Genomic DNA, 20,564 nt, shown 5'->3' with positions numbered 1-20,564 from the left:
TCGGGGCGTGTGGAGAGAGCAGGCCATGAGCGGCGAAGCAAAGCTGTCGGCACCCGCGCTGACCCAACCCGCACCGGGTGAGGGGCCGCCGGCTCATGTCGCCATCATCATGGATGGCAACGGGCGCTGGGCGGCCAAGCGTGGCCTCCCGCGCTTCGAGGGGCACCGGCGCGGCGTCGAGGCGATCCGGCGGGCCGTCCGCACCGCCAACGAGCTCGGCATCCGGTACCTGACGGTCTACAGCTTCTCGTCGGAAAACTGGCGGCGCCCGGCCCAGGAGGTCTCCGATCTCATGGGACTGCTCAAGCGCTTCGTGCGGCACGATCTCGCGGACCTGCACGCGGCGAACGTCCGGGTGCGGATCATCGGAGAACGGACCAGCCTCGCCCCCGACATTCGCGTCCTGCTGGACGAGGCCGAGGGTTTGACGAAGGCCAATACGGGCCTGAACCTGGTGATCGCTTTCAATTACGGCGGGCGCCAGGAAATCGTGCGCGCCATGCGGGCCCTCGCCGAGAAGGTGAGGGCCGGAACGCTGGATCCCGCGACCATCGACCTCGACACCGTGGAGGCCGAACTCGATACGACGGGCATCCCGGACCCGGACCTGGTAATCCGCACGTCCGGCGAGCAGCGGGTCTCCAACTTCCTCACCTGGCAGACAGCCTATTCCGAATTCGTGTTCCTGCCGGATTTCTGGCCTGATTTCGACGACCGGACCTTCCGGTCGGCCATCGAGGAATACGCCCGGCGCGACCGCCGTTTCGGCGGCCTCAGCGCCCGTGTCGTCTGAGATGGGGGCCCCTGACACCGCTGCGAAGCCCGAGCAGGGCAAAGCACGCTCCGGCGTCGTCTCCACCGAACTGGGCAAGCGCGTCGCGTCCGCCCTGGTCCTCATCCCCCTCGCCCTCATCACGGCCTATCTGGGCGGCCAAGCCTTCGCATGGTTCTGGTTCGCGGCGGGCGTTGCCATGACGGTGGAATGGACCGCCATGGCGAAGGTCCGGCCCCTCCGGCCCGTCCAGGCCGTCGCGGCCGCCGGGTGCGCCGCTTTGACGGCCTTGCTCGTTGCCGGGGGAAGCTTTAGCGCCTCCGTCGGTGTCGTGGCCGCCGCCGTGCTGCTCCTGGCGCTCCTGGCTCAGGGACGCACCGGCAAGGCTTGGGCCGTCACCGGCTTCCTTTACGGCCTCGTGATTGTGGTCGTCCCTCCCACCGTGCGCGAGCATCCGAACCTGGGTCTCGCCGGCCTTCTGTGGATGTTCGCGGTGGTCTGGTCCACGGACATCGCGGCCTATTTCACGGGCCGGTCCCTCGGCGGCCCAAAGCTCTGGCCGCGCGTCAGCCCCAAGAAGACCTGGTCGGGCTTCCTGGGCGGGGTGCTGGCCGCCGCCATCGCGGGGTTCCTCGTGGCCTGGAGCGTACAGCGGCTGGGCATCATGCCGCCGTTCAGCCTACGCAACGTCATCATGCTGTCCATCGTGGCCTCCGTCGCGTCCCAGCTCGGCGATCTCGGGGAATCGGCTATGAAGCGGCGCTTCGACGTCAAGGATTCGAGCCATCTCATCCCGGGACATGGCGGTGTCATGGACCGCCTCGACGGATTCTGGGCGGTTGCGCTGATCCTGGGTGCCGTTCTGCTCCTCCTCAAGCTGTCCTCGGCGGTTCCCGCATGACGCGCTCCCTCACGATTCTCGGCGCCACAGGCTCCATCGGCCGTTCGACGGCCGATGTCGTGCTGGCCCACCGCGACGCGTTTCGCGTCGCGGCTGTGGTCGGCGGCCGGGACGCCGAGGCCCTGGCCGCTACGGCCCGGCGCCTGGGAGCCCGCTTCGCCGCCCTGGCGGATGAAAGGGGCCAAGACGCCTTGAGGGCGGCTCTCGCCGGGTCCGGGATCGATAGCGGAGCGGGCGAGGGCGCCGTGATGGAAGCGGTTGAGCGGGAGGCCGACATCGTGCTCGCCGCGATCAGCGGCACGGCAGGGCTCAAACCCACGCACGCGGCCATGAAGCCCGGTCGCCGGATCGCGCTTGCCAACAAGGAGAGCCTCGTCTGCGCAGGCGAGGCCTTCATGACGGCGGCCCGCGAGATCGGCGCCGAGATCATGCCCGTGGATTCCGAGCACAACGCCCTCGACCAGGCCCTGGCGGCCGGCGCCAATCGCGATGTCGAGACGGCGATCATCACGGCATCGGGCGGGCCCTTCCGGACCTGGAGCCGGGAGCGCATCGCGGAGGCGAGCCCAATGGAGGCCGCGGCCCATCCGGTCTGGTCCATGGGGTCGAAGATCAACATCGATTCCGCCACCTTGATGAACAAGGGCCTGGAACTCATCGAGGCCCACCATCTCTTCGGTCTGGAGGCGGATCGCCTGGGTGTGGTCGTCCACCCGGAATCGATCGTGCACGGCCTGGTGCAGTGGCGTGATGGAGCCCTGACGGCGGGCCTGGCCTTGCCCGACATGAAAGTGCCCATCGCCAATGCCCTGCGGCATCGTGAGCGCCTGGTCATGAGCCTGCCCCGTCTCGATCTTGCCGCGATCGCGCGATTAAGCTTCGAGCCGGCGGACGAGGACCGGTTTCCGTGCCTCGCCGCCGCCCGGGCCGCCCTGCGGGCCGGCGGGTCGATGCCAACCGTGCTGAACGCCGCCAATGAGATCGCCGTGGCGGCCTTCATGGCTGGCGCGATCCGGTTTTACGATATTTCGAAAACGGTTGAGAGTGTCTGCTCATCCTTCTCCGCAAGAAAGCTTCCGGCACCGGCCACGGTCGCGGACGCCCTGGAGATCGACGGGGAGGCGCGCCGGGCGGCGCGACAGCTCTTGCCGGATGCCCTGGAAGTAGCGCCGTCATAACGGTGCGGAAGGAAATGTGATGGACCTGCTCGCGACCATCGGCGGAGCGACGAACTCTCTCCTGCTCACCCTGCTCTCGTTCTTCGTCGTGCTGAGCGTGGTGGTTTTCGTGCACGAGTTCGGCCATTTCTGGGTCGGACGCCGCTGCGGAGTGGGCGTGACGGCCTTCTCCATCGGCTTCGGCCCCGAGATCTTCGGCTGGAACGACCGCCACGGCACCCGCTGGAAGCTCTCGGCGATTCCCCTGGGCGGTTACGTGAAGTTCGTGGGCGACCTGAACGCCGCCAGCGTACCGAACAAGGGAGAGCTCGACCACATGAGCGCAGCCGAGCGCGCGGTGAGCTTTCCACACCAGAGCGTGGCCAAGCGGGCCGCCATCGTGGCGGCGGGACCCATCGCCAACTTCATCCTCGCCATCGTGGTCTTCGCAGGCCTGAACTACTTTCAGGGCCGGGCGGTGCTGGAGCCGAGAATCGACATCGTGCAGCCCGGCGGGCCTGCCGAGCGGGCCGGTTTCATGCCGAACGACCTGATTCTGTCCATCGACGGCACCCGGATCGAGACCTTCGCCGACATGCAGCGCATCGTCAGCACCAGCGCGGGGACGGCCCTGAACATCGTGGTGGACCGGGACGGCAAGGAAGTCCCCCTCACCGCGACCCCCGATCTGCGCGAGCAGAGCACCCCCTTCGGCAAGCAGCGGATCGGTCTCCTCGGCCTCCAGGCCTCCCGGGATCCCTCCGCCATCAAGAGGCTGACCTACACGCCGATCAGCGCCCTAAAGTCCGGGGTTGTGGAAACCTGGTACGTTATCGACAGGACTTTTAACTATATCGGCAAATTAATCGTGGGGGAGGAATCCACCGATCAGCTCTCCGGCCCGATCCGGATCGCGCAGGTTTCGGGCCAGGTGGCGACCCTCGGCGGGGTCGGAGGTCTCATCAGCCTCGTGGCCGTCCTGTCCGTGTCCATCGGCCTGATCAACCTGTTCCCGGTGCCTCTCCTCGATGGCGGACACCTTCTATTCTATGCCATTGAGGCGGTTCGCGGCCGTCCGCTGAGCGACCGGGCCCAGGAGATCGGGTTCCGGATCGGCTTCGCCCTGGTGGCCGCTCTCATGCTGTTCGCCACGTGGAATGATATTGTTCACCTTGGCACCAGTTTTATCGCCAGGGGGGCGTGACACGCAGGCCACGCCCGGTAAAATTGCTACTCTGTTGAGCAAGGGGCCGTTTGCAATAGCGGCGAAAGTTTGTACAAGCGGTGACCGATAAGGTTGGGGGCTGTCGTCCCCGGCCTGCGGGGGTGACCCGCTGTGTACATGAATAAAGAGACGGGCCAGTTGATGATGTCGACGACCACGCCACGCCGGAAAAAGCCGGCCAGGACTGCAGCCATAGCCGTGACGGCCATGATTGCCGGAGTCACTGCCGCCGAGACCGCTTTCGCGCAGCAGGTGGCCAATCCGGGAAGCAGGCGCGTAGCAGCGGCCGCACAGGGGCCCGTGATCAACCGCGTTGTCATCGAGGGCAACAAGCGGGTCGAGAAGGGCCTGATCGAGGGTGACCTCCAGGTCCGGGCCCGGACCCGGTACAGCCAGGCGGCCGTCGATGCCGACGTGCAGCGGATCCTCGAGGTCTACCGCCGCCAGGGCCGCGGCCTCGCCGCGGTCACCCCGCGTCTCGTGGATCTGCCCAACGGCACGGTCGACGTGGTCTACACGATCAACGAGGGCGACAAGACCGGCGTGGCCGAGATCCGCTTCGTCGGCAACAACCAGATTTCCGCCAGCCGTCTGCGCGGCGTCATGACGACGACCGAGAGCAACCTGCTGAGCTTCCTGAAGAGCACGGACATCTACGATCCGGACCGCGTGTCCAACGATCTCGAGCTGATCCGCCGCTATTACCTCAAGAACGGCTTCGCCGATTACCGTCTCGTGTCCAGCGACGTGACGTTCGATCCGGCGGAAGAAGGCTACATCATCACGATCGCCGTGGATGAGGGACAGCAGTACCGCGTCGGCAGCGTGAACGTGGAATCCCGCATCCCAGGCGTGAACGCCGACGCCCTTCGGAACGATATCGGCGTCTCCGCCGGCTCCGTCTACAATGCAGATGCCGTCGAGAAGTCGCTTCAGAACATCACCACCGACGTGGTTCGCGACGGCCATGCCTTCGCGCAGGTCCGTCCGATCGGCACCCGCGACCCCGCTACCGCCACCATCAACCTCGGCTACGTGGTCGAGGACGGGCCGCGTGTCTACATCGAGCGCATCAACGTCCGGGGCAACAGCCGTACCCGCGACTACGTGATCCGCCGTGAGTTCGACCTCGGTGAAGGCGACCCCTACAACAAGGTGCTCGTCGACCGAGCGGAACGCCGCCTGAACAACCTCGGCTACTTCAAGCGCGTCCGCATCTCCAACGAGCCGGGCTCCGCGCCCGATCGCGTCGTCGTGAACGTGGATGTGGAGGATCAGTCCACCGGCGCCTTCTCGGTGTCGGGCGGCTACTCGACCTCCGACGGCTTCATCGGCGAGGTGGCGGTCAGCGAGACCAACTTCCTGGGCCGCGGCCAGTACGTCCGCCTCGCGGGTCAGCTCGGTCAGCGCTCCAATGGCGTCGACTTCTCGTTCACCGAGCCGTACTTCCTTGGCTATCGCTTGGCAGCCGGTATCGACCTGTTCTCGAAGTTCAGCGACCAGACCCGGTACTCGCGCTACGAGAACCGCATGACCGGCGGCCAGCTCCGCCTCGGCCTGCCGTTCACGGAAGAGTTCACGATCACGGCGCGCTATTCGCTGTACCAGCAGGATCTTGAGATCCCGAACGACTACGACCAGCCGTACAACGACTGCTCCATTCCGATCGCGGGCTACACCGAGCTGAACCCCAATGGCACGGCCAATCGCTACTTCTGCGAAGCGAACGGCGAAGCCTCGCTGGCGATCAAGGAATCGCAGGGCAAGACCCTGACCTCTCTCGCCGGCCTGACGTTCAACTACAACACCCTCGACAACACCAAGGATCCGCGCAACGGCTTCTGGGCCGAGGCCAAGACGGACTTTGCCGGTCTCGGCGGCGATTCCCGCTACTTCCGCGCCACGGGTGACGCTCGTTACTATTACGAGGTTCTCGACGACGTGGTCGGTATCGCCCGCGTCCAGGGCGGTCACATCCAGGGCCTGGGCAAGAACAACAACGCGAACACGGGCGGCGGCGATCTGCGCATCGTGGATCAGTTCTTCCTCGGCCCGTCCCTCGTGCGCGGCTTCGCCACCAACGGCATCGGCCCGCGCGACGTGTCGAGCCTGGACACCAACGCCAACGCCATCGGCGGCTCCACCTATTTCGGCGGGTCGCTCGAGCTGCAGTTCCCGATCTGGGGCCTGCCGCGCGACCTGGGCCTGAAGGGCGCGGTGTTCGCGGATGCCGGTACGCTGTTTGGCTACAAGGGCCCGACCGTGTTCGACACCAACGGCAATGGCATCATCGACGGTTATGCACCGGTGGGCGCCGGCTGCACCCAGAACCTGATCAACGCCCAGGAGTGTATCCTGGTCCGCGACAGCAAGACGATCCGCTCCTCGGTGGGCGCTTCGATCCTCTGGACCTCGCCGCTCGGACCGATCCGGTTCGACTACGCCATCGCGCTGTCGAAGGACGAGGGCATCCTGGCTTCGAACGGCGTCAAGTATGGCGGCGACAAGACACAGGCCTTCCGCTTCTCGGGCGGCACACGCTTCTGATCTGGAGAGGGCGCCGAGAGGCGCCCTCGAACTTTCTGCATGACCGATACAAGCTTCTTCCCGCAGGCCCGAACGCTTACGTTGCGTCAGGTAGCGGAGATGGCCCGCGCCACGCTCCCCGACGGCATCGACGGGGAGCTTTTGCTTCGCGGGGTTGCTCCCCTGGAGAATGCCGGGCCGACGGATCTCGCCTATATGGACAACGCGGCCTACGGGTCCGCGCTGGCGGCCACCGGAGCGGCGGCCGTCTTGGTCACGCCCCGATTTGCCTCAAAAGTCCCCGCCGGCTCCGTCGCTCTCGTGACGCCGCAGGCCTACCGGGTCTTCGCCGGCGTCATGGCGCTCATGTTCCCGAGTGCGATGCGGCCGGAATCGGCCTTTGCGTCCACGGGCATCTCCCCGGGCTGCTTCGTGCATCCCTCCGCGCGCCTCGAACATGGCGTCCGGCTCGATCCGGGCGCCGTCGTCGGCCCCGGGGCGGAGATCGGGTCCGGGACGCTGGTCGGCGCCCAGACGGTGATCGGCGCGAACGTGAAGATCGGCCGGGACTGCACGATCGCCGCACAGGTCACGATCTCCCACGCCTATATCGGAAATCGGGTCATTCTCCATCCGGGGGTCAGGATCGGGCAGGACGGGTTCGGTTTCGCCATGGGGCCGCAGGGGCACCTGAAGGTGCCGCAGGTTGGCCGGGTCATCATCCAGGACGACGTGGAGATCGGCTCCAACACCACCGTTGACCGGGGCGCCAGCCGCGACACCGTGATCGGCGAGGGGACCAAGATCGATAACCTCGTGCAGATCGCCCACAACGTGGTGATCGGCCGCCATTGCGTGATCGTCGCCCAGGTCGGCATCGCCGGTTCGACGACGATCGAAGATTTCGTCGCGCTCGGCGGCCAAGTGGCGGTGAAGGGCCATGTGCGCATCGGCATGGGCGCCCAGATCGCAGCCACGAGCGGCGTCAACGGTGACGTGCCCGCTGGAGCCCGATGGGGCGGCGTGCCCGCCCGGCCCATGCGCGAGTGGTTCCGCGAGATCCATGCCCTGAAAAAGCTTGCATCCCACGAGGATTCCAGCAATTCCGCCAGCAAGAGCGATGGCGAACCCAGTTGATCGCCGTCAGGACCGGAGTTTAACGCCATGACCGAGGCGCCCAAGACGCTTCAGACCGCCGACATCATGCAGATTCTGGATCTGCTCCCGCACCGGTATCCGTTCCTGCTGGTCGACAAGATCATCGAGATCGACGGTGACAATTCCTGCATCGGAATCAAGAACATCACCTACAACGAGCCGCAGTTCCAGGGCCACTTTCCGTCGCGGCCGATCTATCCGGGCGTCTTCCTGATCGAGGGCATGGCCCAGACGGCTGGTGCAATCTGCGTGGCGTCGAAGATCGCCCAGCAGGCGAAGCCCAAGCAGGTCTTCTTCATGACCATCGACAAGGTGAAGTTCCGCAAGCCCGTGGAGCCGGGGGATCGGGTCGAGTTCCACATGAAGAAGCTCAACAACCGCCGGAACATGTGGTGGTACAAGGGCGAAGCCAAAGTGGACGGCAATCTCGTCTGCGAAGCCGAGGTTAGCGCGATGCTGGTGATGGACTGATGGCGACCATTCATCCCTCATCCGTCGTCGAGGATGGCGCCAAGATCGGCGAGGGCGTCACCATCGGGCCGTTCTGCACGGTCGGCCCGGAGGTCGAACTCGGCGACGGCTGCCACCTCATCAGCCATGCGGCGGTTGCCGGTAAGACCACCATCGGTGCCCGTACCCGCATCTTTCCCTTCGCGTCCGTCGGGCATATTCCCCAGGACCTGAAGTATCGCGGCGAGGCCTCGACCCTCACGATCGGGTCGGACTGCATGATCCGCGAGGGCGTGACGATCAATCCCGGCACCGAGGGTGGCGGTCTGAAGACCGTCGTCGGCGACCGGTGCGCCTTCCTGGCCAACTCCCATGTGGGCCACGACACGAAGGTGGGCAACGATTGCATCCTGTCCAACAACGTCATGCTGGCGGGCCATGTCACGGTGGGTGATTTCGTGATTTTCGGCGGCGGATCGGCGGTCATCCAGTTTGCCCGCGTCGGGTCCCACGCCTTCGTGGGCGGCATGTCGGGTCTTGAGAACGACCTGATTCCCTACGGCATGGCTATCGGCAACCGGGCGCATCTGGCGGGGCTCAACATCATCGGCATGCGCCGCCGCAACTTCACGCGGGATCAGATCCACGATATCCGCCGCGCCTATCGGCTGCTTTTCGCAGATGAGGGAACCCTAACGGAGCGGGTGGAGGACGTCGCGGGCGAGTTCGCGAGCCACCCCTTCGTGCATGAGATTCTGGACTTCATCCGAGAGGGCAAGGAGCGGGCAATCTGCACCCCGAAGGACCCCCTCGGTTCGGCCTGATGGGCTCGCAGGGCCCGATCGCGCTCGTCGCCGGTTCCGGGCGGCTTCCCATCGAGCTGGCGGATGACCTCCAGCGTCGGGGGCAGGACGTTCGCATCCTGGCGTTTCGCGGGTTCGCCGAGCCTGAGCTGCGACGTCGCGCCCACGCGGTGGTCGATCTGCTCGACCTGAAGACCATTACGGACACTTTGGCCGCCTGGCGGCCTGAAGCCGTCTCCCTGGTCGGCGCCGTGCGCCGTCCCGGCTTCGCGGCCCTGCTCGGCGCCTATTCTCTTCTGCGCAACATGCAGGAGGTGAAGGACGTCATCACGCGCGGCGACGATCAGGTGCTGCGCGGCGCCGTCATGCTCCTGGAGGAGCGCGGCCACCGGGTGGTCGGCGTTCACGAACTCGCGCCGGATCTCGTCGCGCCGCCGTCCTTGCGCGGCAGTTTCGTGCCGGGGGAGGGCGACAGCCAGGCCATCGCCGTGGGTATCGATCTGCTCGATTCGTTGTCCGCCTTCGACATCGGCCAGGGGGCCGTGATCGCGGAGCGTCATGTGCTCGCCATCGAGGGACCGGAGGGTACGGATCGAATGCTCGGCCGCGTGAAGGCGCAGCGCCAGTCGTTCCTCGGCCTCAAGCGACGCAGGGAGGGAGGCGTCCTCATCAAGGCTGCCAAGAAGGGCCAGGATCTGCGGGTCGATATGCCGGCCATCGGTCCCCGCACAATCGAGGAAGCCGCCAGGGCGGGCCTGTCCGGCGTCGCCATCGGCAGTGGCTCGACCCTCGTGGTCGACCAGCTCAAGACCGTCGCGACGGCCGACCGGCTCGGTCTTTTCATCAAGGCTGTCGAGCTGCCTTGGATGGAGCGCCAAGGTGACTGAGAAACCGCTCTCCATCTGGATCGTGACGGGTGAGGAATCCGGGGACCAACTCGGCGCGAAGCTCATGCGGGCGCTCAAGGAGCGGCTCGGTGCCCATTCGATCGCCTTCGGCGGCGTCGGCGGCCACGCCATGGAGCGGGAGGGGCTGAAGAGCCTGTTTCCTCAGGAAGACATCGCCGTCATGGGATTCGTGGCCGTCATGGCGCGCCTGACGACGATCCTCCGGCGCATCCGACTGACGGCGGATGCCGTCGTGGCCGCGCGACCCGACATCCTCGTCATCGTCGACAGCCCGGATTTTACCCACCGGGTCGCCAAGGCGGTACGCAAGCGCGCGCCCGGCATTCCCATCGTGGATTATGTCAGCCCCTCCGTCTGGGCGTGGCGTCCGGGCCGGGCGGCCAAGATGCGGGCTTATGTGGACCATCTCCTGGCGCTTCTACCCTTCGAGCCGGAGGAGCACAGGCGTCTGGGCGGACCTCCGACTACCTATGTGGGCCATCCCCTCATCGAGCGCCTCCAGGAACTTCGGCCGGAGGGCGAGCGAGGCTTGAGCGAGAACGGCCCGGTGCACCTCCTTGTGCTGCCGGGCAGCCGCCGTTCCGAGGTCGGCCGCCTGATGGACACGTTCGGAGACGCTTTGGCGCTCTTGCAACAGCGCTCGGTTCGTCCTTACGAGGTCACGATTCCGGCGGTGCCACATCTTGTGGAGGAGATTGCGCGCAAGGCATCCGCTTGGAGCGTCCGACCAAGAATCGTGCAAGGCGAGGCCGCCAAGTGGGACGCCTTTCGCACGGCTGACGCTGCACTCGCGGCCTCGGGCACTGTCACCTTGGAACTCGGCCTGTCCGGCGTTCCGATGGTCGTGGCCTATAAGGTCTCGCCGGTCGAGGCCATGATCCTGCGCCCGCTGATCAAGGCCCAGTCCATCGTTTTGACGAATCTGGTGCTCGGTGAGAACGCGATCCCGGAACTGATTCAGGAGAATTGCACGCCTGAGACTCTCGCGGCAGCCCTGTTGCCGCTCCTGTCCGATACCCCGGAACGGCGGAGGCAGGAGAACGCGCTCCGGCGCCTCGATGCGCTCATGCAGATTGGCGACGAACGTCCGAGCGAACGGGCGTCCCGGATCGTGGCCGACATAGTGCAACGGCTCGCGCCCTTGAGGCGTTAGCGTATCTGCGCTTACGATATATCGATCGGAGGCGCGGGCATGAAACGATTCCATGGACTGGTATGGGCCACAATCCTCGGCGTCGGTGCCGCCCAGGCGGACGAATTGGCATGCCAGGGCCCGTTTGCGAAGGATTCGAGCCACAAGCGCCTCGTCGAAGCCTACGGGGCTGCCAACGTCGTGGTCGAGACCGTCGACGGCGCCGAGGGTGTGGAGACCAAGGCGAGCGTGATCTACCCGAAGGACGATGCCCGCCGCGTGGAGGTGTTCTGGCTCGATGAAGCGCGCCAAGCCCGTCCCGCCTCCATTCAAATCGCCGGAACCGGTTGGACGGGTCCGCAAGGCATACGCGTCGGCATGGATCTGAAAGGCGTCGAAGCCGCTAACGGGAAGCCTTTTTCTCTCTACGGCTTCAACTGGGATTACGGCGGCACCGCCTCGGACTGGAAAAAGGGCAAACTCGCCGCCGTGCCGGGTGGGTGTAGCTTGCTCGTGGTGTTCGAGCCCGACGAGAAAGCGAGCGAAACCGCTCTGAACCGGGTCGGCGGCGATACGCAGTTCAGCTCGGCCTCGAAAGGCATACAGGCCGTCAAGCCCCGCGTACAGAAGGTCAGCGTCGGGTATCCGGAATAAGTGGCGCCACCGCGTGAAAAAGGGGCCGACAAGGCCCCTTTTCGTGTCTCGGAAGGCGGATTTCAGCCCCGCTGCGCGACCGTCACATAGTCCCGCTTCGGCGAGCCCACATAGAGCTGACGCGGGCGGCCGATGCGCTGGGACGGGTCCTCGATCATCTCGCTCCACTGGGCGATCCAGCCGACCGTGCGGGCCAGCGCGAACAGCACCGTGAACATGGAGGTGGGGAAGCCCATCGCCTTGAGGGTGATGCCCGAATAGAAGTCGATATTCGGGTAGAGCTTCTTCTCGATGAAGTACTCGTCCTTCAAGGCGATCTGCTCGAGTTCGACGGCTACGTCGAGAAGCGGGTCGTCCTTGATGCCGAGCTCGTTCAGGACCTCGTGGGTGGTCTTCTGCATGATGCGGGCGCGCGGGTCGTAGTTCTTGTAGACCCGGTGGCCGAAGCCCATGAGACGGAACGGATCGTTCTTGTCCTTCGCCTTGGCGATGTATTCCGGAATGCGGTCGGGCGTGCCGATCTCTTCCAGCATCTTGAGGGCGGCCTCGTTGGCGCCGCCATGCGCGGGCCCCCACAGGCAGGCGATGCCGGCCGCGATGCACGCGAAGGGGTTCGCGCCCGATGAGCCCGCGAGGCGGACCGTCGAGGTCGAGGCGTTCTGCTCGTGGTCGGCGTGCAGGATGAAGATCCGGTCCAGGGCCCGCGAGAGCACTGGATTGACCTTGTACTCCTCAGCCGGCACCGCAAAGCACATGCGCAGGAAATTGGACGTGTAGTCCAGCTCGTTCTGCGGGTACACGAAGGGCTGGCCCACATGGTACTTGTAGGCCATCGCGGCGAGCGTCGGCATCTTGGCGATCATGCGCATGGACGCAACCATGCGCTGGTGCGGATCCGAGATGTCCGTCGAGTCGTGATAGAAGGCCGAGAGCGCGCCGACGCAGGCCACCATGATGGCCATCGGGTGCGCATCGCGGCGGAAGCCGGTGAAGAACCGGTTCATCTGGTCGTGCACCATGGTGTGGCGCGTGACGCGATAGTCGAAATCGGCCTTCTGGGCAGCGGTGGGAAGCTCCCCGTAGAGCAGCAGATAGCATGTCTCGAGGAAATCGCCGTGCTCGGCCAGCTGTTCGATGGGATACCCGCGATAGAGCAGAACGCCTTCATCTCCGTCGATGTAGGTGATCTTGGATTCGCAGGATGCCGTCGACGTGAACCCGGGATCGTAGGTAAACATCCCGGTCTGGCCGTACAGCTTCGAAATGTCGACTACGCTCGGCCCGATGACGCCCGTCTTGATCGCGAGGTCGACCGACTTGTCGTCGACAGTGAGCGTGCTGGAGGAGGAACTCATGCGTCTTCGCCCTTTCAACAGGAGGCCGAGCATAACCTAGGGCAGCCAGGGACTTGGAAAACCGGGGGCTTGGGAAACCGGTCTTCCGAAGCTGCCGACCTGAGGCTCCCGGTCGGTGGGATATGGTCGTTTCGGTAGCTTATCCGTATGCGGCGGGCAAGCACCTCTAAAGAGAGAACGCCCAGCTATGCGGCTGGTGCATTCGACAGCTGATCCTCGAGCCGCGACAGGGTTTCGTCCTTGCCCAGCACGGCCATCACGTCGAACAGGCCGGGCGACGTGGCGCGCCCCGTCAGGGCCGCCCGGAGGGGCTGCGCGACCTGGCCGAGCTTGGCCCCGATCGCCTCCGCGTGTTCCCGCACCACGGCCTCCACGCCGGCCGCCGACCAATCCGTCACGGCCCGGAGCTTCGCCGGGATGCCGTCGAGCCGGGCCCGGCCGTCACCCAGGAGGCTCTGGGCTTTCTCGTCGAGCTTCAGAGGCCGCTGGGCGTAAAGGTAATACGCGCTGTCCAGCAGTTCCACGAGGGTCTTGGCGCGCTCCTTCAGGCCCGGCATGGCGGCCACGAGCTTCTGCTTCAGAGCCGGCGGGAAGGTGCGGCCGAGGCCGCGCTCATCGCCGAGTTCCGGCAGCAAGCCCTCGATGGCCTCCACCAGATAGGCGTCGTCCGCCTGCCGCATGTAATGGCCGTTCAGGTTCTCCAGCTTGGCGAAGTCGAACCGGGCCGGGGAACGGCCGATGCTGGACAGGTCGAAGGCCTGGATCAGCTCCTCGGTCGAGAAGATCTCCTGGTCGCCGTGGCTCCATCCGAGGCGCACCAAATAATTTCTCAAGGCCTCGGGCAGGTAGCCCAGGCTGCGGTACGCCTCGACGCCGAGCGCGCCGTGACGCTTGGAGAGCTTGGCTCCATCCGGCCCATGAATGAGCGGCACGTGGGCCATTTGGGGCACGTCCCAGCCCAGGGCCTTGTAGATCTGCGTCTGCCGGGCGGCATTGGTCAGGTGGTCGTCGCCGCGGATGACATGGGTCACGTCCATGTCGTGATCGTCCACCACGACGGCCAGCATGTAGGTCGGCGTGCCGTCGGAGCGCAGGAGCACGAGATCGTCGAGGTCCTTGTTCTGCCAGACCACCCGGCCCTGCACCGCGTCCTCCACCACCGTTTCGCCCTCGGTCGGGGCCTTCAGGCGGATCACGGGTTTCACACCCTCGGGGGCTTCCGCAGGGTCCCGGTCGCGCCAGCGGCCATCGTAGCGGGAGGGTCGGCCCTCACGACGGGCCGTTTCGCGCATCTCCTCGAGTTCCTGGGGGGTGGCGTAGCAGTAATAGGCTCGTCCCTCAGCTAGAAGGCTCTCGGCCACCTCCTTGTGGCGGGCGGCGCGAGAGAATTGATAGACCACGTCGCCGTCCCAATCGAGGCCGAGCCACTTGAGGCCGTCGAGGATCGCCTCGATGGCGGCATCCGTGGAGCGCTCCCGGTCCGTATCCTCGATGCGCAGGAGCATCTTGCCGCCGTGGCGCTTGGCGTAAAGCCAATTGAACAGAGCGGTGCGCCCGCCACCGATGTGCAGGAATCCGGTCGGCGAGGGGGCGAAGCGGGTGACGACGGTCATGGCGAACCTTTGGAGGAAGATCGGTGGGGGCCTTCCGGGGTGGAGATCGGGTCGCCCGACTCAATCCACAGGCCGGTTTGGGCTCGGTTGAGCGGTCGTCTAACATGCATTGGCACCCGACGTTAAGCAGAAGAGATGGTCCCACCCGACGAGCCGAGACCCAGCCGATTGCCCCACGCGCGCACAGGGGCGCTGGCGCTGCCGATTCCGTTGGCGTGGCAGGCATGGACCGCGCCGGATGACGTGCGCCTGTGGCTTGGCCGGTGCATGCGGCGCGAGATCGACCAGCGGCGGCTTTTTCCGTGGATCGCGGTCTTCTTCGGCCTCGGGATCGTGTTGTTCTTTCAGGCTGACGGGCAGCCTGCCCTATGGGCGCCAGCGCTCGGGATCGCCGGGGGCGGGGCCGTCGCCTTCGGGCTGCGCCGGAGCCTGACAGGTCTGGCTACCGGCCTGGCGCTCACGGCCCTCTTCGCGGGGTTCGGGGCCGCCGCCTGGCGGGTTCGGGCCGTGGACGCGCCCATCCTGTCCCGCATCGTCATTGCTCCGATCTCGGGATTTGTCGAAACCGTCGATCAGCGGCCGGATGGGAAGCGCGTGGTCCTGCGGGTCGAGGCCGTGAAAGGCCTGAGCAAGGCTGAAAGGCCCCGGTTGGTGCGGGTGACGATCCGCAAGGGAGAGGTGTCGCCTGGGCAATATATCGAGGGCACGGCGCGTCTGCTCCCGCCGCCGCAGCCGGCCTGGCCCGGAGGCTACGACTTTGCCCGCGACGCGTATTTCAAGGAGGTCGGTGCCGTGGGGTCCATGGTCGGAGCGATCCGGGCTCCGGCTGCCCCCCGAGATCCACCCTGGAGCCTACGGATCGCCGCCGCAATCGACGACGCGCGCGGCGCCCTCACCAGCCGCATCGCGTCCGCGATCGGCGGCCAGGCCGGAGCAGTCGGGGCCGCCCTCGTGACGGGCAAGCGCGGGCTCATCGACGAGGCCACCAACGACATGCTGCGCGGAGCCGGGATCTATCACATCGTGTCGATCTCCGGCCTGCACATGGTCCTGGCCGCCGGAACCTTCTTCTGGCTCGCCAGGGCAGGGCTCGCCTTAGCGCCGAGCATAGCCCTCCGCTGGCCCGTGAAGAAGATCGCGGCCCTGGTGGCAATGGCGGGAGCGGTGATCTATTGCGTGTTCTCCGGGTCCGAGGTCGCGACCGTGCGGTCCTTGATCATGACTTTGGTGATGTTCGGGGCGATCCTGGCGGATAGGCCTGCCCTGAGCATCCGCAACCTCGCCGTCGCGGCTCTCATCGTGCTCGCGCGCGAGCCCGAGGCCCTTCTCGGCCCGAGCTTCCAGATGTCCTTCGGAGCGGTGGCCGCCCTCGTCGCGTTCGCACCTGTGGTGCAGGTCTCCGTGGGGGACGGGGGCCCGATCCGGGTCTTCGACGAGATCCTGCGGTGGGTTGTCCGAGCCGTGGTCGGTCTCATCGGAACCACTCTTGTGGCGAGCATCGCAACCGCCCCGTTCACGGCCTATCACTTCCAGTCCCTCAACCCCCTGGGCCTCGTGGGAAATGCCCTCGCCCTGCCGCTGGTCTCGGCCGTCGTCATGCCGTCGGCGGTCTTGGGGATCCTCGCTTTTCCGTTCGGCCTCGACGGACCTGTCTGGCGTGCGATGGGGTGGGCCGTGGCCAGGGTCCTGGATGTCTCGGATTGGGTCAGCGCGCTGACGGGCGCGACGGTTACCGTGCCGGCGATGAGCGTTACGACTCTGACGATGATCGGCCTGGCTCTGCTGATCGCGACGCTCCTCGTCTCGTCATTGCGGTGGGTCGCATTGATTCCCGCCCTGGCGGGGTTGGCGCTGGCGGCCGCGCCGGAGAGGTTCGACGTGTTCATCGACAGGGAAGGGGCGGGCGCCGTGGTGCGTGGCGCGGACGGCCGGTTCGTCTTGGTCGGACGACCCTCCGGATTCGTCGTGGAGCAGTGGCTTCGGGCCGACGGAGATTCGCGAGACCCGAAGGACAAAACGCTCCGGATGGGCGGACGTTGCGACGGTTCCGGCTGTGTGGTGGAAACGAAAGACCGACTGTTCGTCGCGTTCGACCAGGACATCGCCGCCCTGGAGGAAGATTGCCGGAGGGCCGCGATCGTCATCACGCGGCTGAAGGCGCCAGCTGGATGCGCCGCGTCCCTGGTGATCGACCGGCGGGCTCTCGACGCTCATGGAGCGACGGCCTTGCGGCTCCGGGACGGGGTCTTCGAGGTCGTCGCGGCCCGTCCCGCGGGTCGCGACAAGGCTTGGTCCGGGTTGAAGGCGACCCCAACCGCGCTCGTTCCGGCGCCCGCCCGAACGCCGGCGAAGCCGGTGCCCGAGCAGGATCTGCCGGACGACGAAGTCAGTAGCGGCGAACGAGACTGATCAGCTTGCCCTGGATCTTGACCCGATCGGGCCCCAGGACGCGCGTCTCGTAAGCCGGGTTGGCGGCCTCGAGCGCAATGGAGGAGCCGCGACGGCGGAAGCGCTTCAGGGTAGCCTCTTCCTCGTCGATGAGCGCCACGATGATATCGCCCGTATTGGCGGTGTCCTGCTTCTTGATGACGACCAGATCGCCATCGAGGATGCCCGCTTCCACCATCGAGTCGCCGCGAACTTCCAAAGCGTAATGCTCGCCCTGGCTCAGGAAATCCTGCGACAGGGTGATGGAATGGCTGCGGCTCTGAATAGCCGAGATCGGCGTACCGGCCGCGATCCGTCCCATGACGGGGATCGAGAAATCGCCGCGACGCTCTTCCTGGGCAGGAGGCGTCGGAGCCTTGCCGGTCTTGGCGGCCAGGCCGCCCTCGACCACGCTCGGCGTGAACTGGCGCCGGCCCGCGCTGCCGCCTACGGTCTCAGGCAGACGCAGCACCTCGAGAGCGCGGGCTCGGTTCGGCAAGCGCTTGATGAAGCCGCGCTCCTCGAGCGCCGTAATGAGGCGGTGGATGCCGGATTTCGACTTGAGATCCAGCGCATCCTTCATCTCGTCGAAGGACGGCGGGACACCTGATTCACGCAACCGCTCATGGATGAAGCGGAGCAGTTCGTGCTGTTTACGCGTCAGCATAGCTGTTCCTTACGGCTCCAGGGAGGAGCGATTCTGAAAACAAAGCACGAACATGCTAACTGTTCCCGCTGTGTTCTGCAAGTGTAAGGCCAAGCTGCGCGGTCGGTGGATTTTGCGGATCATACTCAGCAAGCTTGAGCGCTTCTGAAAAAACAACTCGATCAACAACTTATGGTGAATATCAGGTTCCTTTCGCCAAACCTGGCCAGACCATCCCAGAGGCTGGCGCCGGCCGATCTTCCATCTCTGAGAGGAATCGGCGCTTGGCGCGGCGTTTAGCAGAACCTTTCCATCCGCACGATCCGGCAGGGATCTCCCGCCTTGCCGGCGGGTGCGTGGGGTGGGCGGATCAAGAGGGCATCGGAGGATTGCAGGAGGCCAAGAAGAGACGAATCCTGCACCTCGTGCGGCGTCACGCTCAACACCTCGCCCAGCGGCCCGGACTTTTCGAGCTTGCGCTCGTGATGAAGGCGCGCGCGCATGTAGTCCTGGCGGGGCCCGTTCTCGGGCACGTCAGTTGCAAGAACTGCGCCCTCGCTCCCGTCGGCATCGGCATCGGGATCGCCTGACAGGGCTCGGATGGCGGGCACCAGGAACAGGATCGCGCACACGAAGGACGAGACGGGATTCCCGGGCAGCCCCAACAGAAGCATGGATCCGAGCCGGCCGTGCATGAGCGGCTTGCCGGGCCGAAGGGCCACGCGCCAGAACTCAAGGCTCATGCCGCGTGCCGCAAGCGCCTTCTGGACGAGGTCGTGGTCGCCCACGGAGGCGCCGCCGAGCGTCACCAGGATATCGGCCTTTTCGGCTTCGGCCCTGCCTAAGGCTGCGTCGAGGCTCTCCATCGTGTCGCGGGCAATGCCGAGATCGATGGGCTCTCCCCCCGCCCGCACGACCATGGCCGCGACGGCGGGGAGGCTGGATGCGGTGATCTGGTCGGGCCCCGCCCGCTCACCGGGCCGCACGAGCTCGTCCCCCGTAGCCAGGATCGCCACGCGGGGTCTGCGGTGAACCGGGACCGTTCCATGGCCCATGGCGGCTCCGAGGGCGATATGCCGGGCATCCATGCGCTGGCCCGCACGCAGGAGGGGATCGCCCTCGAGGAAATCGAGGCCCGCCGCGCGGAGATGGCGTCCGGGACGGGAGGCCTCGTTGACCGTGACCCGGTCGCCGGAGCGCTCGGTGTCCTCTTGCAGGACCACGGCGTCGGCGCTGTCCGGTACGGGGGCGCCGGTGAAGATCCGCACCGTCTCGCCGGGGCCGATCGCGCCCGTGAATCGCTTCCCGGCAGCGCTCGTGCCGACAATCCTCAAGGTCGCGGGGACGCTCGCCGCGTCCGCGCTGCGGATGGCGTATCCGTCCATGGCGGAGGCCCGGAATGGCGGCTGGTCGCGCAGGGCTTTTAGGTCTCGGGCCAGGGTCAAGCCCGCCGAGGCCGCGACAGGGACCTGCTCGATCTCGGTCGGCCGGGACGCCCCCGCCAGGATGCGGGACAGCGCCTCGCTGACGGGCAGCAGGCTCACGCCCGGGCTTCCGGGGCCTCGTAGAGGCCCGAGCGCCCGCCGCTCTTGCGCAGCAGGCGCACGCCTTCGATGCGCATGTCCCGGTCCGCCGCCTTCACCATGTCGTAGACCGTCAGGCAGGCGACCGAGACGGCGGTGAGCGCCTCCATCTCCACCCCGGTCTGACCCGTGATCTTCACCTCGGCGGTCACGCGGATGCCGGGCAGGCTCTCGTCCAGGGTGCAATCGACTTTCACCTTGGAGATCAGCAGCGGGTGGCAAAGGGGAATCAACTCGTGCGTCCGCTTGGAGGCCATGATGCCCGCGAGCCGCGCGGTGCCCAGAACGTCGCCTTTCTTGGCGTCGCCCTGGCGGATCAGATCGACGGTCTCCGGCCGCATGGCCACGAAACCTTCAGCGATGGCGGTGCGGGTCGTGGCTTCCTTGTCGGACACGTCCACCATGTTGGCGGCGCCGCTCGGATCGAGGTGAGTGAGGGCACTCATGCGGCCTCGCCGAACAGAAGCTTGCGCGTCGCGGCGGCGACATCGGCCTGGCGCATCAGGCTCTCGCCCACCAGGAAAGTGCCGATCCCAACCCTCTCCAGCCGCGCGATGTCGTCGAGGGTGAAGATGCCGCTCTCGCCCACGATGATGCGGTCCTCCGGGATCCGGGCCGCGAGAGCCTCGCTCGTCTCCAGGGACACCTCGAAGGTGCGCAGGTTGCGGTTGTTGATGCCGATCAGCTTCGTGCCGAGACCGAGGGCGCGATCGAGCTCCGCGGCATCGTGGACCTCGACGAGCACGTCCATTCCGAGGCCATGCGCCGTGTCGACGAGGGCGCGGGCCTCAGGGTCGCTGACGCTCGCCATGATGACCAGGATGCAATCCGCCTCCCAGGCGCGAGCCTCGTAGACCTGATAGGGCTCGAACAGGAAATCCTTGCGCAGGGCGGGGAGGCCGGACGCGTCGCGGGCCTGGGCGAGGTATTCGGGCCTGCCCTGGAAGGACGGCTCGTCGGTGAGAACGGACAGGCAGGTGGCGCCGCCCTCCGCGTAGGCCTTGGCCAGGGACGGCGGGTCGAAATCGGCCCGGATCAAACCCTTCGATGGGCTCGCCTTCTTGACCTCCGCGATCAGCGCCGGCCGGCCCTGGCCGAGGTGGCGCTCGATGGCGGCGACGAAGCCGCGCGGCGGGGAAGCCGCCGCGGCCCGGCGCTCGATCTCGGCCTGGGGCACGGCTTCCTTGGCGGCCAGGATTTCCTGGCGCTTGTAGGATTCGATACGGGCGAGGACGTCGCTCATGGGGTTTCCCG

General features: G+C 66.4%; 18 protein-coding genes. 12 read left to right on the top strand and 6 right to left on the bottom strand.

Annotated elements, in window-relative coordinates; translation table 11 throughout:
- Nucleotides 1-25 precede the first annotated feature (25 nt).
- The 11 genes from ILT42_RS17335 (at nucleotide 26) to ILT42_RS17285 (ending at nucleotide 11,686) form a co-directional block, all read left to right on the top strand.
- Nucleotides 26-793 carry an isoprenyl transferase gene (locus ILT42_RS17335; RefSeq protein WP_204216959.1) on the top strand — a complete coding sequence of 256 codons (768 nt, stop codon included), beginning with the start codon at nucleotides 26-28 and terminating at the stop codon, nucleotides 791-793.
- 1 nt (nucleotide 794) lies between these two features.
- Nucleotides 795-1,673, top strand: coding sequence for a phosphatidate cytidylyltransferase (locus tag ILT42_RS17330; RefSeq protein WP_204216958.1), 879 nt, complete (start codon nucleotides 795-797; stop codon nucleotides 1,671-1,673).
- Entirely contained in the window at nucleotides 1,670-2,851 is a 1,182-nt protein-coding gene (gene dxr, locus ILT42_RS17325; protein ID WP_204216957.1) for a 1-deoxy-D-xylulose-5-phosphate reductoisomerase, read from the top strand. The genes ILT42_RS17330 and dxr overlap by 4 nt, the downstream gene beginning before the upstream one ends.
- A 19-nt stretch (nucleotides 2,852-2,870) precedes the next feature.
- Nucleotides 2,871-4,034 carry an RIP metalloprotease RseP gene (rseP, locus tag ILT42_RS17320; protein ID WP_204216956.1) on the top strand — a complete coding sequence of 388 codons (1,164 nt, stop codon included), beginning with the start codon at nucleotides 2,871-2,873 and terminating at the stop codon, nucleotides 4,032-4,034.
- 162 nt (nucleotides 4,035-4,196) lie between these two features.
- Complete coding sequence (bamA, locus tag ILT42_RS17315; RefSeq protein WP_204216955.1) at nucleotides 4,197-6,602, top strand: outer membrane protein assembly factor BamA; 2,406 nt, start codon at nucleotides 4,197-4,199, stop codon at nucleotides 6,600-6,602.
- Between the two features lie 39 nt (nucleotides 6,603-6,641).
- Complete coding sequence (gene lpxD, locus ILT42_RS17310) at nucleotides 6,642-7,718, top strand: UDP-3-O-(3-hydroxymyristoyl)glucosamine N-acyltransferase (RefSeq protein WP_204216954.1); 1,077 nt, start codon at nucleotides 6,642-6,644, stop codon at nucleotides 7,716-7,718.
- Between the two features lie 27 nt (nucleotides 7,719-7,745).
- Nucleotides 7,746-8,210 carry a 3-hydroxyacyl-ACP dehydratase FabZ gene (gene fabZ, locus ILT42_RS17305; protein ID WP_204216953.1) on the top strand — a complete coding sequence of 155 codons (465 nt, stop codon included), beginning with the start codon at nucleotides 7,746-7,748 and terminating at the stop codon, nucleotides 8,208-8,210.
- The gene (gene lpxA / locus ILT42_RS17300) at nucleotides 8,210-9,013 is read left to right on the top strand and encodes an acyl-ACP--UDP-N-acetylglucosamine O-acyltransferase (RefSeq protein ID WP_204216952.1); all 804 of its coding nucleotides are present in this window, start codon (nucleotides 8,210-8,212) and stop codon (nucleotides 9,011-9,013) included. Before fabZ ends, lpxA begins: the two co-directional genes overlap by 1 nt.
- Complete coding sequence (locus tag ILT42_RS17295; RefSeq protein WP_204216951.1) at nucleotides 9,013-9,879, top strand: LpxI family protein; 867 nt, start codon at nucleotides 9,013-9,015, stop codon at nucleotides 9,877-9,879. Before lpxA ends, ILT42_RS17295 begins: the two co-directional genes overlap by 1 nt.
- A complete protein-coding gene (lpxB, locus tag ILT42_RS17290) occupies nucleotides 9,872-11,053 on the top strand; it encodes a lipid-A-disaccharide synthase (protein WP_204216950.1) in 1,182 nt (393 codons plus the stop codon). The genes ILT42_RS17295 and lpxB overlap by 8 nt, the downstream gene beginning before the upstream one ends.
- A 39-nt stretch (nucleotides 11,054-11,092) precedes the next feature.
- A complete protein-coding gene (locus tag ILT42_RS17285; RefSeq protein ID WP_204216949.1) occupies nucleotides 11,093-11,686 on the top strand; it encodes a hypothetical protein in 594 nt (197 codons plus the stop codon).
- Nucleotides 11,687-11,748: 62 nt separating this feature from the next.
- On the opposite strand, the gene gltA is transcribed toward ILT42_RS17285, so the two are convergent.
- Together gltA and gltX are read right to left on the bottom strand one after the other, a co-directional pair.
- Nucleotides 11,749-13,041 (bottom strand): citrate synthase, encoded by a 1,293-nt coding sequence (gltA, locus tag ILT42_RS17280; RefSeq protein ID WP_204216948.1) that lies wholly within the window; start codon nucleotides 13,039-13,041, stop codon nucleotides 11,749-11,751.
- Between the two features lie 185 nt (nucleotides 13,042-13,226).
- On the bottom strand, nucleotides 13,227-14,654 hold the full coding sequence (gene gltX, locus ILT42_RS17275; RefSeq protein WP_204216947.1) for a glutamate--tRNA ligase: 1,428 nt from the start codon (nucleotides 14,652-14,654) through the stop codon (nucleotides 13,227-13,229).
- A gap of 135 nt (nucleotides 14,655-14,789) precedes the next feature.
- Between gltX and ILT42_RS17270 the strand changes: the two genes are divergently transcribed.
- The gene (locus ILT42_RS17270; protein WP_204216946.1) at nucleotides 14,790-17,063 is read left to right on the top strand and encodes a ComEC/Rec2 family competence protein; all 2,274 of its coding nucleotides are present in this window, start codon (nucleotides 14,790-14,792) and stop codon (nucleotides 17,061-17,063) included.
- Here the strand turns inward: ILT42_RS17270 and lexA are convergent.
- From lexA to trpC, 4 genes are all read right to left on the bottom strand, one after another.
- Nucleotides 17,041-17,748, bottom strand: a complete 708-nt coding sequence (lexA, locus tag ILT42_RS17265; RefSeq protein WP_204216945.1) for a transcriptional repressor LexA — start codon at nucleotides 17,746-17,748, stop codon at nucleotides 17,041-17,043. The genes ILT42_RS17270 and lexA overlap by 23 nt on opposite strands.
- A gap of 275 nt (nucleotides 17,749-18,023) precedes the next feature.
- Nucleotides 18,024-19,271 carry a molybdopterin molybdotransferase MoeA gene (locus ILT42_RS17260; RefSeq protein ID WP_204216944.1) on the bottom strand — a complete coding sequence of 416 codons (1,248 nt, stop codon included), beginning with the start codon at nucleotides 19,269-19,271 and terminating at the stop codon, nucleotides 18,024-18,026.
- Nucleotides 19,268-19,756, bottom strand: a complete 489-nt coding sequence (gene moaC / locus ILT42_RS17255; RefSeq protein ID WP_204216943.1) for a cyclic pyranopterin monophosphate synthase MoaC — start codon at nucleotides 19,754-19,756, stop codon at nucleotides 19,268-19,270. The genes ILT42_RS17260 and moaC overlap by 4 nt, the downstream gene beginning before the upstream one ends.
- Complete coding sequence (gene trpC, locus ILT42_RS17250; RefSeq protein WP_204216942.1) at nucleotides 19,753-20,553, bottom strand: indole-3-glycerol phosphate synthase TrpC; 801 nt, start codon at nucleotides 20,551-20,553, stop codon at nucleotides 19,753-19,755. Before trpC ends, moaC begins: the two co-directional genes overlap by 4 nt.
- Nucleotides 20,554-20,564: the final 11 nt, after the last annotated feature.

The sequence above is a fragment of the Microvirga pudoricolor genome (assembly GCF_016892705.1).
Classification (GTDB): domain Bacteria; phylum Pseudomonadota; class Alphaproteobacteria; order Rhizobiales; family Beijerinckiaceae; genus Microvirga; species Microvirga pudoricolor.
This window is presented reverse-complemented; position numbering and strand designations above follow the sequence as displayed.

Excerpts from the sequence above, each read along its gene's own strand:
- lpxA (WP_204216952.1), top strand. The coding sequence starts at position 8,210 with ATGGCGACCATTCATCCCTCATCCGTCGTCGAGGATGGCGCCAAGATC.
- ILT42_RS17295 (WP_204216951.1), top strand. The coding sequence starts at position 9,013 with ATGGGCTCGCAGGGCCCGATCGCGCTCGTCGCCGGTTCCGGGCGGCTT.
- ILT42_RS17335 (WP_204216959.1), top strand. The coding sequence starts at position 26 with ATGAGCGGCGAAGCAAAGCTGTCGGCACCCGCGCTGACCCAACCCGCA.
- gltA (WP_204216948.1), bottom strand. The coding sequence starts at position 13,041 with ATGAGTTCCTCCTCCAGCACGCTCACTGTCGACGACAAGTCGGTCGAC.
- rseP (WP_204216956.1), top strand. The coding sequence starts at position 2,871 with ATGGACCTGCTCGCGACCATCGGCGGAGCGACGAACTCTCTCCTGCTC.
- bamA (WP_204216955.1), top strand. The coding sequence starts at position 4,197 with ATGATGTCGACGACCACGCCACGCCGGAAAAAGCCGGCCAGGACTGCA.
- dxr (WP_204216957.1), top strand. The coding sequence starts at position 1,670 with ATGACGCGCTCCCTCACGATTCTCGGCGCCACAGGCTCCATCGGCCGT.
- moaC (WP_204216943.1), bottom strand. The coding sequence starts at position 19,756 with ATGAGTGCCCTCACTCACCTCGATCCGAGCGGCGCCGCCAACATGGTG.
- fabZ (WP_204216953.1), top strand. The coding sequence starts at position 7,746 with ATGACCGAGGCGCCCAAGACGCTTCAGACCGCCGACATCATGCAGATT.
- lexA (WP_204216945.1), bottom strand. The coding sequence starts at position 17,748 with ATGCTGACGCGTAAACAGCACGAACTGCTCCGCTTCATCCATGAGCGG.
- lpxD (WP_204216954.1), top strand. The coding sequence starts at position 6,642 with ATGACCGATACAAGCTTCTTCCCGCAGGCCCGAACGCTTACGTTGCGT.
- trpC (WP_204216942.1), bottom strand. The coding sequence starts at position 20,553 with ATGAGCGACGTCCTCGCCCGTATCGAATCCTACAAGCGCCAGGAAATC.
- ILT42_RS17330 (WP_204216958.1), top strand. The coding sequence starts at position 795 with ATGGGGGCCCCTGACACCGCTGCGAAGCCCGAGCAGGGCAAAGCACGC.
- gltX (WP_204216947.1), bottom strand. The coding sequence starts at position 14,654 with ATGACCGTCGTCACCCGCTTCGCCCCCTCGCCGACCGGATTCCTGCAC.
- ILT42_RS17285 (WP_204216949.1), top strand. The coding sequence starts at position 11,093 with ATGAAACGATTCCATGGACTGGTATGGGCCACAATCCTCGGCGTCGGT.
- ILT42_RS17270 (WP_204216946.1), top strand. The coding sequence starts at position 14,790 with ATGGTCCCACCCGACGAGCCGAGACCCAGCCGATTGCCCCACGCGCGC.